This window comes from Metapseudomonas cellulosilytica (assembly GCF_049334135.1).
In the GTDB taxonomy this organism is placed as follows: Bacteria; Pseudomonadota; Gammaproteobacteria; order Pseudomonadales; family Pseudomonadaceae; genus Metapseudomonas.
Window position 1 is genome coordinate 66,965 of record NZ_JBHZGN010000011.1, and the last position, 13,509, is coordinate 80,473.

10 protein-coding genes are annotated in these 13,509 nt (G+C 66.6%); 7 read left to right on the top strand and 3 right to left on the bottom strand.

The features are described from left to right. The first annotated feature begins 2 nt into the window (after nucleotides 1-2). The gene (locus ACFW0H_RS15530; protein ID WP_422914784.1) at nucleotides 3-692 is read left to right on the top strand and encodes a FadR/GntR family transcriptional regulator; all 690 of its coding nucleotides are present in this window, start codon (nucleotides 3-5) and stop codon (nucleotides 690-692) included. A gap of 79 nt (nucleotides 693-771) precedes the next feature. Continuing rightward, on the top strand, nucleotides 772-1,521 hold the full coding sequence (locus tag ACFW0H_RS15535; protein ID WP_422914785.1) for a GntR family transcriptional regulator: 750 nt from the start codon (nucleotides 772-774) through the stop codon (nucleotides 1,519-1,521). On the opposite strand, the gene ACFW0H_RS15540 is transcribed toward ACFW0H_RS15535, so the two are convergent. Beyond that, on the bottom strand, nucleotides 1,518-2,390 hold the full coding sequence (locus ACFW0H_RS15540; RefSeq protein WP_422914786.1) for a LysR substrate-binding domain-containing protein: 873 nt from the start codon (nucleotides 2,388-2,390) through the stop codon (nucleotides 1,518-1,520). The genes ACFW0H_RS15535 and ACFW0H_RS15540 overlap by 4 nt on opposite strands. A 133-nt stretch (nucleotides 2,391-2,523) precedes the next feature. Between ACFW0H_RS15540 and ACFW0H_RS15545 the strand changes: the two genes are divergently transcribed. The 3 genes from ACFW0H_RS15545 to phnX all read left to right on the top strand — a co-directional run bounded on the left by ACFW0H_RS15545 (nucleotide 2,524) and on the right by phnX (nucleotide 6,190). Continuing rightward, the gene (locus tag ACFW0H_RS15545) at nucleotides 2,524-3,681 is read left to right on the top strand and encodes a 2-aminoethylphosphonate--pyruvate transaminase (RefSeq protein ID WP_422914787.1); all 1,158 of its coding nucleotides are present in this window, start codon (nucleotides 2,524-2,526) and stop codon (nucleotides 3,679-3,681) included. Between the two features lie 302 nt (nucleotides 3,682-3,983). Then, nucleotides 3,984-5,324 (top strand): MFS transporter, encoded by a 1,341-nt coding sequence (locus tag ACFW0H_RS15550; protein ID WP_422914788.1) that lies wholly within the window; start codon nucleotides 3,984-3,986, stop codon nucleotides 5,322-5,324. Between the two features lie 38 nt (nucleotides 5,325-5,362). Continuing rightward, a complete protein-coding gene (gene phnX, locus ACFW0H_RS15555) occupies nucleotides 5,363-6,190 on the top strand; it encodes a phosphonoacetaldehyde hydrolase (RefSeq protein ID WP_422914789.1) in 828 nt (275 codons plus the stop codon). Nucleotides 6,191-6,743: 553 nt separating this feature from the next. On the opposite strand, the gene ACFW0H_RS15560 is transcribed toward phnX, so the two are convergent. Then, entirely contained in the window at nucleotides 6,744-8,645 is a 1,902-nt protein-coding gene (locus tag ACFW0H_RS15560; RefSeq protein ID WP_422914790.1) for a sigma-54-dependent Fis family transcriptional regulator, read from the bottom strand. Nucleotides 8,646-8,964: 319 nt separating this feature from the next. Here ACFW0H_RS15560 and exaC point away from each other — a divergent pair, with 319 nt between their 5' ends. Further along, entirely contained in the window at nucleotides 8,965-10,485 is a 1,521-nt protein-coding gene (gene exaC, locus ACFW0H_RS15565; RefSeq protein WP_422914791.1) for an acetaldehyde dehydrogenase ExaC, read from the top strand. 203 nt (nucleotides 10,486-10,688) lie between these two features. Here the strand turns inward: exaC and qhpR are convergent, their stop codons facing one another. Then, nucleotides 10,689-11,741, bottom strand: coding sequence for an AraC-like transcriptional regulator QhpR (qhpR, locus tag ACFW0H_RS15570; protein ID WP_422914792.1), 1,053 nt, complete (start codon nucleotides 11,739-11,741; stop codon nucleotides 10,689-10,691). A 301-nt stretch (nucleotides 11,742-12,042) separates the two neighbouring features. Here qhpR and eat point away from each other — a divergent pair, with 301 nt between their 5' ends. Further along, the gene (gene eat / locus ACFW0H_RS15575; protein ID WP_422914793.1) at nucleotides 12,043-13,410 is read left to right on the top strand and encodes an ethanolamine permease; all 1,368 of its coding nucleotides are present in this window, start codon (nucleotides 12,043-12,045) and stop codon (nucleotides 13,408-13,410) included. Nucleotides 13,411-13,509: the final 99 nt, after the last annotated feature.

Below are 13,509 nucleotides of genomic sequence, written 5' to 3' on the forward strand. Positions count from 1 at the left end.
AAATGTTCTCGTCATCCAAACTGGTCAACTCGATCGTGCAGAAGCTGCTCGAACCCATCGAACAGGGGCAGTGGGCCGCCGGCCAGATGCTGCCGGGGCAGCGCGAACTGGCCGAGCAGCTGGAGATCAGCCGCCCTAGCCTGCGCGAGGCCATCACCGTGCTGGAAACCCTCGGCGTGGTCCGCTCGCTGCCGGGCAAGGGCGTGATGGTGCTGGAGCGCCGCGGCCAGCCGCTGGCCGAAGTGCCCGTGCCGAGCGCCGCGACCACCGGGGACGTGCTGCAACTGCGCTATGCCCTGGAACCCTTCATCGTCGGCCTGGTGGCGCAGACGGTGGACGACAACGCCCTCAGCCAGTTGCGCCTGCTGGTGCTGGATATGCGCGAGGCGGTGGAGGATCGCAATCCCACGGCCCTGGCGAGCGCCTATTCGGCCTTTCACCGCAAGCTCGTGGCGATCACCTCCAACCCCATCTTCCTCAGCGTGTCCCGGCAGATCGGCACGGCCCTGGAGCAGAGCGAGGGAAGGGTGCTGCACAGCCCGGAGCATGCCGAGCAGGTGCTCGAGGAACACGAGACCATCCTGCGCGCCATTCGCCGCCATGACAGCGAGCAGGCCAGCCGGGCGATGCGCCAGCACATCCTCAACGAGGGCGTGCGGCTGAACATCGACCTGCGTTTGCCAGAGACCTGACGCGGCGCCCACGCCGCCCCCACACGGCCCCGAAACCGGGGCCACCCAGTCGACACTTCACGCGATGCGAGGTGGGACCATGCACGACACCAACATCACAATCTCCGCCCCGATCGGCAGAGATCTCCAGGGCCAGACCCGCGCCCCCGGACATCTGGTCTACGAAGCCCTCTACACGGCAATCCTCGACCGCCGCCTGGCGCCCAGCACCCGGCTCAGCAAGGAGACCCTCGGCCGCATCTTCAGCGTCAGCACCGGCACCGTGCAGCGCGCCCTCAGCCGCCTGGCCGAGGAAGGCGCGGTGGAGCTGGCGCCGAACCAGGTCGCCTCCATCGCCCGCCCCTGCGAGCGACACGCCCGCGAGCTGCTGGAAGCGCGCCTGATGATCGAGTCCCAGGCCATCCGCCTGATCGGCAATCGCCTCACGCGGGGGCAACTGGACGATCTGCGCGCCATGGTCGAACGCCAGCGGCAGTGCCTGGCCGCCGGCGACCATGCCGGCCTGATCGACCAGGCGAACCGCTTTCACCTGCGCCTGGCCGAGCACTCCGGCAACCCCTGGCTGCCGGACTTCCTCGCCAAACTGCTGCGCCGTGCCGCGCTGAGCATTGCCCTGAGCCGGAGCCGCGCCTACAGCGAGGCCGCCTGCGACGAACACCAGGCCGTAGTGGAGGCCCTGGCGGCAGGCGACGCGGAGCGGGCCAGCCAACTGATGGGCCGGCATTTGAACAACCTGTTCGCCCGGCTGCGCTTCACGCCGCCGCCCACCGAGGACCTGCGGGCCGCCTTCCAGGGCAAACTCGATTCGGTCCAGCGCCGCCGGGCCTAGGCGCGGCGCCCGCGGACCGTCTCCAGGAACGCCTCGATGATCCGCCGCGCGCCCTGCTCGCGCAGGCACACCAGCGTTTCGGTCATGCGCTGCAGGCAGTCGCGGATCGGCAGCACATGGACATTGGCGCTGGCGCCCACTTCCGCCGCCGAGACCACGCCAACGCCCAGGCCCGCGGCGACCATCTCGAAGGTCGCCTCGCGGCCTTCGACCTCGATGGCCGGACGGATGGAGCGCCCCGCGCGCTGCATCTCGTCCTCGAGTATCTGCCGCGTCATCGACCCGCGTTCGCGCAGCACCATGGGCATGCCGTCCAGGTCGGCGAGGACGATGGATTCCCGCGCCGCCCAGGGGTGCGAATGGGCGACGAAAGCCACCAGCGGATCGCTGCTCAGCACCTGGGTGGTCAGGCTGTCGTCCTCCACCACCCGGCCGAGCAGCGCGAAATCCGCCTTGTACTCCTGCAGCCTGCGCAGGCACTCGTCGCTGTTGCCGGTAACCAGGCTGACGCGGATGCCCGGATAGCGCTCGCAGAACCGCGCGATGTGCCCCAACAGGTGTACCGGCGAATCAACGGCCAGGGTCAGGCTGCCGGTTTCCAGCGCTCGCGAGGTGGACAACAGCTCATGGGCCTCGGACTCGGCGGCGAACAGCCGTTGGGTGATGGCCAGCAGGCGCTCGCCGAGGTCGGTCAGCTGCACGGAGCGCTTGTTGCGGTTGAACAGCAGGATGCCGAAGCGCTCCTCCAGCTTGCGCACCTGGTCGGAAACCGCCGGCTGGCTGAGGAACAGGGCCTCGGCCGCGCGGGTGAAATTGCCGTGCACCGCCACGGCATGGAAGGCCTTGAGCTGCGCCTGGGAAACCGCCATCCGCCTGTCCTCCAATAAATAAGCTCTAGTTATTTTTGAAATACTATAAATCGATTTTTTTTATTTCTAGCAAATTGGTTTTATCTCTCCATCGCAACGCGCCCTCACCAGAACAAAGACGCTGGAGACGATCATGACCAAAGCCGAATTCCCCACCTCCACCCAGCCCCTGGCCGCCCCGGCCCTCGGCGAGCCCTACCTGCTGACCCCCGGCCCGCTGACCACCTCCAAGGCCACCAAGGAAGCCATGCTGCGCGACTGGGGCTCCTGGGACGGCGCCTTCAACCTGGTGACCGCCGAGGTCCGCCAGGAACTGCTGTCCATGGCCGGCGTGCAGGACGACAGCTTCGCCTGCGTGCCCCTGCAGGGCAGCGGCAGCTTCTCGGTGGAAGCAGCCCTGGCCACCGCCATCCCCCGCGATGGCAAGTGCCTGATCCTGATGAACGGCGCCTACGGCCAGCGCGCCGCCAAGACCCTGGACTACCTGGGCCGCGCCTACCTCACCCTGGACAAGGGCGACTACCTGCCGCCGCAACCGGAGGAAGTGGACGCCCTGCTGCAAGCCAACCCGGACGTCACCAACGTTTTCCTGGTCCATTGCGAGACCAGTTCCGGCATCCTCAACCCGCTGCGCGAAATCGCCGATGTGGTGAAGGCCCATGGCAAGAGCCTGATCGTCGACGCCATGAGCTCCTTCGGCGCCGTGCCGCTGACCGTCAATGAAGTGGCCCTCGATGTGCTGGTGTCCTCGGCCAACAAGTGCATCGAGGGCATCCCCGGCTTCGGTTTCGTGATCATCCGCCGCTCGGTGCTGGAAGCCGCCAAGGGACGCGCCCACTCCCTGGCCCTGGATGTCTACGAACAGTGGCTCTACATGGAGCGCACCGGCCAGTGGCGCTTCACCCCGCCGACCCACAGCGTGGTGGCCTTCCGCGCGGCGCTGGAACAGCACGCCGCAGAAGGTGGCGTACCGGGCCGCCTGGCGCGTTACTCGAACAACCGCGACGTGCTGGTCGCCGGCATGCGCGAGATGGGCTTCAAGACCCTGCTGGAAGACCGCTGGCTGTCGCCGATCATCACCACCTTCTTCAGCCCGGAACACCCGAACTTCGAGTTCAAGCGCTTCTACGAGGAGCTGAAGGCCCGCAGCTTCATCATCTACCCGGGCAAGCTGACCGTGGCCGAAAGCTTCCGCATCGGCTGCATCGGCCAGATCGACGAACACATCGTCCGCCAGCTGCTGCGCGCCATCGCCGACACCCTCGAGGTGATGGGCGTGGACATGAAGTAACCCTCCGAAACGGCTGCCGAAGTCGAACGGCAGACCCATTCAAGGTCACCCACCGTCCTGAGACGGTCCCGTTGCGGGTAAGGGGAGCGTGGTGTGGTGACCTCTTTCTGAAACATCTCTGTAGTAAATCAGCCGCTCGGCCGCGCCGGGCAGGAGCCAAGACTAGCGCCGAATCCCATCCATCCGCCTGACGCCACGGCCGCTGCCATCTGACCAAGGTCGTGCGTTTAGACAGCCCAGCAGCAAAACAACAACAACCTCCCTATTTGCACTGTCCGGCAAACCCACACGGGGTCAGAACCATGAACAACAACGCAGGAAACCTGCAAAGCGGCTGGAAGTCCCTCCAGCGCTGGCGCGTCCAGATCTTCCTCATCACCTGGCTGGCCTACGCCGCCTTCTACTTCACCCGCAAGGCCTTCTCCGTCGCCAAGCTCGGCATCGGCGAAGACCCGAGCTTCGAACTCGACAAGGCCGCGATGGCCAACCTCGATGCCCTCTACCTCACCGCCTATGCCATCGGCCAGTTCACCTGGGGCATCTTCGCCGACCGTTTCGGTCCGCGCGTGGTGGTGCTCGGCGGCCTGGTGATATCGGCTGTCGCGGCCGTCGTCATGGGCAGCTTCGCCACCCTGCCGATCTTCGCCACCTGCATGGTGGTCCAGGGCCTCGCCCAGTCCACCGGCTGGTCGGGCCTGTGCAAGAACATCGGCAGCTTCTTCGCCACCCGCGAGCGTGGCCGCGTGCTCGGCTACTGGAGCACCTGCTACGCCTTCGGCGGCCTGGTGGCCACGCCCTTCGCCGGCTGGTGGGCCTATGAGGTGTTCCATGACTGGCGCATGGCATTCATCTCCAGCGCCCTGGTGGTATTCGGCGTCGCCGTGCTGTTCTTCCTCCTGCAACGCAACCGCCCGCAGGACGTCGGCCTGCCGCCCGTGGAAGCGGAAGCCGAGCCGCAGGACAAGCGCGACGCGCCGCGTGAAAGCCACTGGAACGCCCTGCGCAAGGTGCTGAAGAACCGCACCGTCCTGGTCCTGGGCCTGGCCTACTTCCTGCTGAAACCCGCGCGCTACGCCATCCTCCTGTGGGGGCCGGTGATCGTCTACGAACGCATGCCGGCCATTGGCAAGGTCGCCTCGGCCATTGTCCCCACCTCCTTCGAAGTCGCGGGTCTGGTGGGCCCGATCCTGATCGGCTACGCCTCGGACAAGCTGTTTGGCGCCCGCCGCATGCCGGCCTGCGTGCTCAGCCTGATCGCCCTCACCGCGTGCCTGGCCCTCTTCGTCCCGGCCATGCAGAGCGGCAGCCTGTACCTGGTGGTCGGTCTGCTGTTCATGATGGGCATGACCCTCTACGGACCGGACTCGATGATCAGCGGTTCGGCCGCCATCGACTTCGGCACCCAGGATGGCGCCGGCACCGCCGCGGGCTTCGTCAACGGCTGTGGTTCGGTGGGCGCCATCCTCGGCGGCCTGCTGCCGGGCTACTTCGACACCACCACCGTGTTCCTGGTGTTCACCGCCGCGGCGCTGCTGGCCAGCCTGATGCTGGTGCCCTTCTGGAACAGCCGCCCGCAAACCCTGAAAGCGCCGGACAGCGTCCCGGCTTCCGGTCAACCGGCCCTGGCCGGCGCCAAATCCTGAATTCCCTTACTCAACTGCAATCCGCTGGAGCGATCACCATGCACTACAAGCAACCCACCCACCTGCAAGCCGCCATCCTCGACTGGGCCGGCACCGTCGTCGACTTCGGCTCCTTCGCGCCGACCCAGATCTTCGTCGAGGCCTTCGCCGAGTTCGGCGTCGCCGTCTCCCTGGAGGAGGCCCGCGGCCCGATGGGCATGGGCAAGTGGGACCACATCCGCACCCTCTGCGACATCCCGGCGATCGCCGAACGCTACCGCGCCGCCTTCGGCCGCACCCCGACCGACGATGACGTCACCGCCATCTACGAGCGCTTCATGCCGCTGCAGATCGAGAAGATCGGCCTGCACTCGGCGCTGATCCCCGGCGCCCTCGACGCCATCGCCACCCTGCGCGACAAGGGCCTGAAGATCGGTACCTGCTCCGGCTACCCGGCGGTGGTGATGGCCAAGGTGGTGGAACTGGCCCGCGAGAACGGCTACCAGCCGGACCACGTGGTGGCCACCGACGAAGTACCCAACGGTCGCCCGTACCCGGCGCAGTCCCTGGCCAACGTGATCGCCCTCGGCATCAACGACGTCGCCGCCTGCGTGAAGGTGGACGACACCTGGCCGGGCATCCTCGAAGGCCGCAGCGCCGGCATGTGGACCGTGGCCCTGACCTGCTCCGGCAACGCCCTGGGCCTGACCTATGAGCAGTTCAAGGCGCTACCGAAAGACAAGCTGGACCAGGAGCGCGCGCGCATCGGCCAGATGTTCGAAGCCTCCCGCCCGCACTACCTGATCGACACCATCGCCGAGCTGCCGGCGGTGATCGACGACATCAACAAGCGCCTGGCCCGCGGCGAAACCCCGCAAGGGGCCTGATTGGAAACGGGGTCTGCCGTCGGCCCCTCCCCCGGCGGGCAAGGATGCCCGCACCTCTCGTCAAAAAGCCCGGCCCCTGCGAAGGGGCCGGGCTTTTTTTCGTTGGTCGGGACGGCAAACACTCTCCCACCGGCGGGCCTCGACCCTGTGGGGGCGAATTCATTCGCCAAGGGATGCGCAGCTTCCCCGGCAAGTCCGCAGGCCGGTCCTGCGGACCGGTTGGCGAATAAATTCGCCCCTACAAAAAAGCGACTCCCAGCCAACACTCGCCCCCACCGGCGGCACCGGACAACCCTGTGGGGGCGAATTCATTCGCCAAGGGATGCGCAGCGTCCCCCGGCAAGTCCGCAGGCCGGTCCTGCGGACCGGTTCGCGATTGAAATCGCCCCCACGAAAAGCGCCCCCCGGCCAACACTCCCCCCACCGGCGGCACCGGACAATCCTGTGGGGGCGAATTCATTCGCCAAGGGATGCGCAGCGTCCCCCGGGCAAATCCTCAGGCCGGCCCTGCGGGCCGGTTGGCGAATGAATTCGCCCCTACAGGAACTCGGCCCTAACCTCGGGTCGCGATCGCATGCTTGCGCAGCTTGCGATACAGCGTGTTGCGGCTGATACCGAGCTGTTCGGCGGTGCGGGTCATGTGCCAGCGCTGGCTGTCCAGGGCGTTGAGCAGGGCCGTGCGCTCGGCATCGTCCAGGGGATTGGCCTGCGGCTCGGGGGCAGCCGGTGGGGATGCCGCGCGCAGGACCTCACGGGGCAGGTCGGCAAGGCGGATCAGGCCGTCCTCGCAGAGGGCCGTGAGGGTGCGCAACACCGTACGCATCTGCCGCACGTTACCCGGCCAGTGATAGTCCAGAAGCGCCTGGCGAGCGTCCTCGGCCAGACAGATGCGCATACCCCGCGCCTCCTCCTCCAGCAGGTGCTGCAGCAGCTCCGGCCTGTCGCTGCGCTCGCGCAAGGGCGGCAGGTCGAGGATCAGGCCGTTGAGGCGGTAGAACAGGTCCTCGCGGAAGCCGCCGTCGCGGACCTTCTCCTCCAGTTCGCGGTGGGTGGCGCTGATGATCCGCACGTCCACCGGCTGCGGCTCACCGCCGATGGGCACCACCTGGCGCTCTTCCAGCACGCGCAAGAGGCGGGTCTGCAAGGCCAGGGGCATGTCGCCGATCTCATCGAGGAACAGCGTGCCGCCATCGGCCTGCTGCAGCTTGCCGCGCATGCCTTCCTTGCGCGCACCGGTGAAACTGCCGCCGCGATAGCCGAACAATTCGCTCTCGATCAGGGTTTCCGGAATGGCGGCGCAGTTCAATGCCACGAATGGCCGTTCAGCGCGGGAGCTGGCCTGGTGCAGCGCCCGAGCGAAGGCCTCCTTGCCGGAACCGGTTTCACCATTGACCAGCAGCGGCACATCGCGCTCGTAAACCCGCAGGGCCCGACGGAAGTCGTGCTGCAGGGCCAGGTCGCCCAGGCAGATGCCGGGGCGCGCCGGTTTCGACGGCTGCAGCGGAATCGGCTGCGGCAGGCTGCGGGGCTGGCCGCGCAGGGCGGCGAACAGCGCGCGGCCATTGCGCGTGCGCAACGGCCAGCTGGTCACCGGCTGCGGGCTGGCGCGTCCCATCAGGTCGTCAAGGCGGCAGTCGAAAAAGGCTTCCACCGGCTGGCCCAACAGGCGCTCGCGAGGGCATCCCAGCAGATTGATGGCGCTCTGGTTCACCGCACTGATGCGCCCTTCCCCGTCGAAGGACAGCAACCCCTCGCTGAACAACCCGATGTATTCGGCCTGCAAGTGGAAGCGCAGCAGCCACTCGCCCTCGAAGCGGCGCAGGAAATAACAGCTCTCGATCATCTTCGCCGAGAGATTGACCAGCGCCATGGTGTGGAACTGGCTCTGGCGCGACATATCGTGCCGCGCGGATGACACGTCCAGCACCGCCATCAGGTCGCCCTGGGGGTCGAACACCGGACTGGCGGAGCAGGTCAGGCCGGTGTGGCGGCTGCGGAAGTGCTCGTCCTGGTGAATGGTCAGCGCCTGGCGCTCCACCACGCAGGTGCCGATGCCGTTGGTGCCTTCGCTGGCCTCGCTCCAGTCGGCGCCGAGCCAGAGCCCGGCGCGCTCGAAGGTGGGCCGCTCGGCATGGGCGGTCACGCAATTGAGGATGACCCCGCGGGCGTCGGTGAGCAGCACCGCGTGGCCGGCGCCGGAGAGCTGGCGGTAGAGGTTGTTCATCTCGCCATTGGCCACCTCCAGCACCTGCTGCATGCGCTCGCGGCATTCGAGCATGCGCCCGTGCTCCAGCACCGTGGGCGCCACCGGCAAGGCCGGGTCGAGGTGGTAATCCTCCAGGCAGCGTAGCCAGGAGCGAGCGATCGAAGGGTCGGCAGCCGGCCCGCTGGCCTGCGCCTTCCCCTGTGCCAGGGTCATCACCTGTTGGGCGTGACGGCTGAGAGGATTCTGCATTGTTGTTCTTCTCCAGTGCGGGCTTCCGGGAGGCAGCCCTGGCCGTTGGACGGCACCCGCATCGACGCAGCATCCTCCAGCGTGAAAGCCATTGCAATGGCTGGCCGACCCGTCGGTCACCCGCTGTGCCAATTACGTGACAAAGTGTCACGAACAGCTGTGCCAGCCTTGTCACATCGGCAGTTCGAAGCGCCCCTCGCAACTCGACGAAACCGCTCTGTACCGAGGCTTTCAGCACTCTGGCCCAGGCCTTGCTCTTGTCAGGATACAAACGCCAACCGGCGTCATTGCAACTACAACAAGAGACAGGAGAAACACCATGCGTTACGCCCAACCCGGTACCCCCGGCGCTGTCGTTTCCTTCAAGTCCCGCTACGGCAACTACATCGGTGGCGAGTTCGTCGCCCCGGTCAAAGGCCAGTACTTCACCAACACCTCCCCGGTGAATGGCCAGCCGATCGCCGAATTCCCCCGCTCCACTGCCGAAGACGTCGAGAAAGCCCTGGACGCCGCCCATGCCGCCGCCGATGCCTGGGGCCGCACTTCGGTCCAGGACCGCTCCAACATCCTGCTGAAGATCGCCGATCGCATCGAGCAGAACCTGGAAGTCCTCGCTGTCACCGAGACCTGGGACAACGGCAAGCCGGTCCGCGAAACCCTGAACGCCGACATCCCGCTGGCCGCCGACCACTTCCGCTACTTCGCCGGCTGCATCCGCGCCCAGGAAGGCGGCGCCGCCGAGATCAACGAGAACACCGTCGCCTACCACATCCACGAGCCGCTGGGCGTGGTCGGCCAGATCATCCCGTGGAACTTCCCGCTGCTGATGGCCGCCTGGAAGCTCGCCCCGGCGCTGGCCGCCGGCAACTGCATCGTGCTGAAACCCGCCGAGCAGACTCCGCTGGGCATCGCCGTGCTGATGGAGATCATCGGCGACCTGCTGCCGGCCGGCGTGCTCAACGTGGTGCAAGGCTTCGGCAAGGAAGCGGGCGAAGCCCTGGCCACCAGCAAGCGCATCGCCAAGATCGCCTTCACCGGCTCCACCCCGGTGGGCTCGCACATCCTGAAATGCGCGGCCGAGAACATCATTCCCTCCACCGTGGAGCTGGGCGGCAAGAGCCCGAACATCTACTTCGAAGACATCATGCAGGCCGAGCCGGCCTTCATCGAGAAAGCCGCCGAAGGCCTGGTGCTGGCCTTCTTCAACCAGGGCGAGGTGTGCACCTGCCCGTCCCGCGCGCTGGTGCAGGAATCCATCTACCCGGCGTTCATGGCCGAAGTGATGAAGAAGGTCAAAGCCATCAAGCGCGGCGACCCGCTGGACACCGACACCATGGTCGGCGCCCAGGCCTCCCAGCAGCAGTTCGAGAAGATCCTCTCCTACCTCGACATCGCCCAGCAGGAAGGCGCGGAAGTGCTCACCGGCGGCGCCGTGGAGAAGCTGGAAGGCAGCCTGTCCACCGGCTACTACATCCAGCCGACCCTGCTGAAGGGACACAACAAGATGCGCGTGTTCCAGGAGGAGATCTTCGGCCCGGTGGTGGGCGTCACCACCTTCAAGGACGAAGCCGAAGCTCTGGCGATCGCCAACGACACCGAGTTCGGCCTCGGCGCCGGCCTCTGGACCCGCGACATCAACCGCGCCTACCGCATGGGCCGCGGCATCAAGGCCGGCCGCGTGTGGACCAACTGCTACCACCTGTACCCGGCTCATGCCGCCTTCGGTGGCTACAAGAAGTCCGGCGTCGGCCGCGAAACCCACAAGATGATGCTCGACCACTACCAGCAGACCAAGAACCTGCTGGTGAGCTACGACATCAACCCGCTGGGCTTCTTCTGATCTCCGCCCGGTAACGAAAAACGCGGCCTCGGCCGCGTTTTTCTTTTTCTACACCCTCACCGCGGACACACACCCTGTAGGGGCGAATTCATTCGCCAAGCAGGCCGAAGGTCTGCCCCTAGGCCTTGCAGGGGGCCGCTACGCAGCCCTTGGCGATTGAAATCGCCCCCACAGGAAAAGCAGCTCCGTCGCTTGGGCCAAGCTTAGCGCTCGTCGCCCCGCCACTGCCGGGGGCTCACCCCGAACCAGCGGCGGAAGGCACGGGAGAAGGCGCTGGTCTCGGAATAGCCGAGCAGGGGCGCCAGTTCGGAGATGGGCCGCTGGCGCTGGCGCAGGTAGTGCAGCGCCAGCTCGCGACGGGTTTGCTCCACCAATTGGCTGAAGCTGAGATTCTCCTCGCGCAGGCGCCGTTGCAGGCCCGCCGGGGTCAGTTCCAGGCGCTCGGCGATCTGTTCGAGGCTGGGCTCGCCCAGGGCCAGGGCCAGGCGGATCTGGGTGCCTGCCTCCTCCAGCAGGCTCGGCCGCATGTCTTGCTCGCCCAGCCTGCGGATCACATCCTGGACCAGGAACAGCAGGTTGGCATCGCGCTCCGGCATGGCCTTGTCGTGCACGTCGCCCTTGGGTAGCAGCAGGAAGTTGCAGGGCCGGCCGAATTGCACCGGCGCGCCAAAGGCCTGGCTGTGCTCCTGCCAGCCCTCCGGGCGCTCGTGCTCGAAGGCCACGGCGCGTGGCGTCCAGTCAGCGCCCAGGACATGGCGCATCAGATTGAGCGCCATGCCCATGGTCAGCTCGGCGTCCTGGCGGCGGTCGAGGATGGCGCCGTGGCGGACCTGGTAGTCGAAGCGGTAGCACTCGCCGCAATCCACCAGGCGGATCAGCGTGCTGTGCTGGTGATAGGGAAAGGCGGCGGCGAAGTTCTTCAGGGCCTCTTCCAGGGTGTCCGAGCAGAGTCCGACATACCCCAGCAGCCCCAGCGCGCGGGGTTGGAACTGCTGGCCATAGCGCAGCCCGAAGTTGTCGCAGCCCGACTGCCGCGCGGCTTCCTCCAGCACCTGGCAGTAGTTGGGCAAGGCCAGGCTCAGCGTGGGGTGGCGCAAACGCTCCGGGTCGATGCCGGCGCGGCCGAAGACCAGGTCCAGGTCGCCGCCCTGGTCGGTGATGAAACGATCGAGGCCACTGGCAGCCGCCGACAGCACGCCGACATTGCTCGCCGTAGGCACCTGCAGGCTGGCACTGGAAAACAGGGACTGGCTCATCACGGACCACCGGTTTTTATTGATCGCTCATCCAAGCAAAACCCATGCCCCCGCGCGGGGCCGCAAGGACGTTGGCCTGGAGGCCAGCCCCCAGGCCATTCCCGAGCCATTTCCGTGCAGGGAAGCAGCCCTCGCCCCGTACCGGGGCAAACCCTGTTTGGGGCAATGGGTAACAACGCCGCGCAACTTGACCGCAGGTATCGCACAGCGCCCTCCAGGGTCAAGTCCTGGGCGGGGGCGCTGGATAAGATCGAACCCCCGGTCATCCATAACAAGGCCCCCCAAGGGCAGAGGAGTCCCGATGAGCACAACACAACTAAAACCCACGCTCGGTACCTTGCACCTCTGGGGCATCGCTGTCGGCCTGGTGATCTCAGGCGAATACTTCGGCTGGAGCTATGGCTGGGGTGCCGCCGGCACCCTCGGTTTCCTGGTCACCGCGCTGCTGGTGGCGACCATGTACACCTGCTTCATCTTCAGCTTCACCGAACTGACCACCGCCATTCCCCATGCCGGCGGCCCCTTCGCCTACAGCCGCCGTGCCTTCGGCGAGAAAGGCGGGTTGATCGCCGGCATCGCCACCCTGATCGAATTCGTCTTCGCCCCGCCGGCCATCGCCATGGCCATCGGCGCCTACCTCAACGTGCAATACCCGGAACTCAACCCCAAGCACGCCGCGGTGGGCGCCTACTTCGTGTTCATGACCCTGAACATCCTCGGCGTCAGCATCGCCGCCGCCTTCGAGCTGGTGGTGACCGTGCTGGCGGTGGCCGAACTGCTGGTGTTCATGGGCGTGGTGGCGCCGGGCTTCAGCTTCAGCAACTTCGTGCTCAATGGCTGGGCCGGCTCCAACGAATTCAGCGGCGCGGCCTTCTCCGGCATCTTCGCCGCCATCCCCTTCGCCATCTGGTTCTTCCTCGCCATCGAGGGCGCGGCCATGGCGGCGGAAGAGGCCAAGGACCCGAAGCGCACCATCCCGCGCGCCTATATCGCCGGCATCCTGACCCTGGTGTTCCTCGCGATCGGCGTGATGATCATGGCCGGCGGCGTGGGTGACTGGCGCGAACTGTCGAACATCAACGACCCGCTGCCCCAGGCCATGAGAGCCGTGGTGGGCCACAACTCCACCTGGATGCACATGCTGGTGTGGATCGGCCTGTTCGGCCTGGTCGCCAGCTTCCACGGCATCATCCTCGGCTACTCCCGCCAGTTCTTCGCCCTGGCCCGCGCCGGCTACCTGCCCCGCGGCCTGGCCAAGCTGTCGCGCTTCCAGACCCCGCACCGCGCCATCATCGCCGGCGGCGTGATCGGCATCGCCGCCATCTACAGCGACGGCCTGGTGAACCTGCAGGGCATGACCCTGACCGCGGCGATGATCACCATGAGCGTGTTCGGCGCCATCGTCATGTACATCATCAGCATGCTCAGCCTGTTCAAGCTGCGCGCCAGCGAGCCGCACCTGGAGCGCACCTTCCGCGCGCCGGGCTACCCGGTGGTGCCGGCCATCGCCCTGGTACTGGCCGTGGTCTGCCTGCTGGCCATGGCCTGGTTCAACACCTTGATCGGTTTCATCTTCCTTGGCTTCATGGCGGCGGGTTACATCTACTTCCAGTTCACCGCCCACCATCGCGCCAGTGCACCGGAAGATGCGATGCTGACCCGCGCCTGAATTCGGCTGCGAGGAACCGGCCCGTAGGGTGGAAATCCACGAATTGGATTTCCACCACAGCGGTGGATAGAAGAGCGCTATCCACCCTACGGGTTCCGC

Bases quoted from the DNA above. Each gene is read 5' to 3' on its own strand.
- ACFW0H_RS15530 (WP_422914784.1), top strand. From the start codon at position 3: ATGTTCTCGTCATCCAAACTGGTCAACTCGATCGTGCAGAAGCTGCTC.
- ACFW0H_RS15535 (WP_422914785.1), top strand. From the start codon at position 772: ATGCACGACACCAACATCACAATCTCCGCCCCGATCGGCAGAGATCTC.
- ACFW0H_RS15540 (WP_422914786.1), bottom strand. From the start codon at position 2,390: ATGGCGGTTTCCCAGGCGCAGCTCAAGGCCTTCCATGCCGTGGCGGTG.
- ACFW0H_RS15545 (WP_422914787.1), top strand. From the start codon at position 2,524: ATGACCAAAGCCGAATTCCCCACCTCCACCCAGCCCCTGGCCGCCCCG.
- ACFW0H_RS15550 (WP_422914788.1), top strand. From the start codon at position 3,984: ATGAACAACAACGCAGGAAACCTGCAAAGCGGCTGGAAGTCCCTCCAG.
- phnX (WP_422914789.1), top strand. From the start codon at position 5,363: ATGCACTACAAGCAACCCACCCACCTGCAAGCCGCCATCCTCGACTGG.
- ACFW0H_RS15560 (WP_422914790.1), bottom strand. From the start codon at position 8,645: ATGCAGAATCCTCTCAGCCGTCACGCCCAACAGGTGATGACCCTGGCA.
- exaC (WP_422914791.1), top strand. From the start codon at position 8,965: ATGCGTTACGCCCAACCCGGTACCCCCGGCGCTGTCGTTTCCTTCAAG.
- qhpR (WP_422914792.1), bottom strand. From the start codon at position 11,741: ATGAGCCAGTCCCTGTTTTCCAGTGCCAGCCTGCAGGTGCCTACGGCG.
- eat (WP_422914793.1), top strand. From the start codon at position 12,043: ATGAGCACAACACAACTAAAACCCACGCTCGGTACCTTGCACCTCTGG.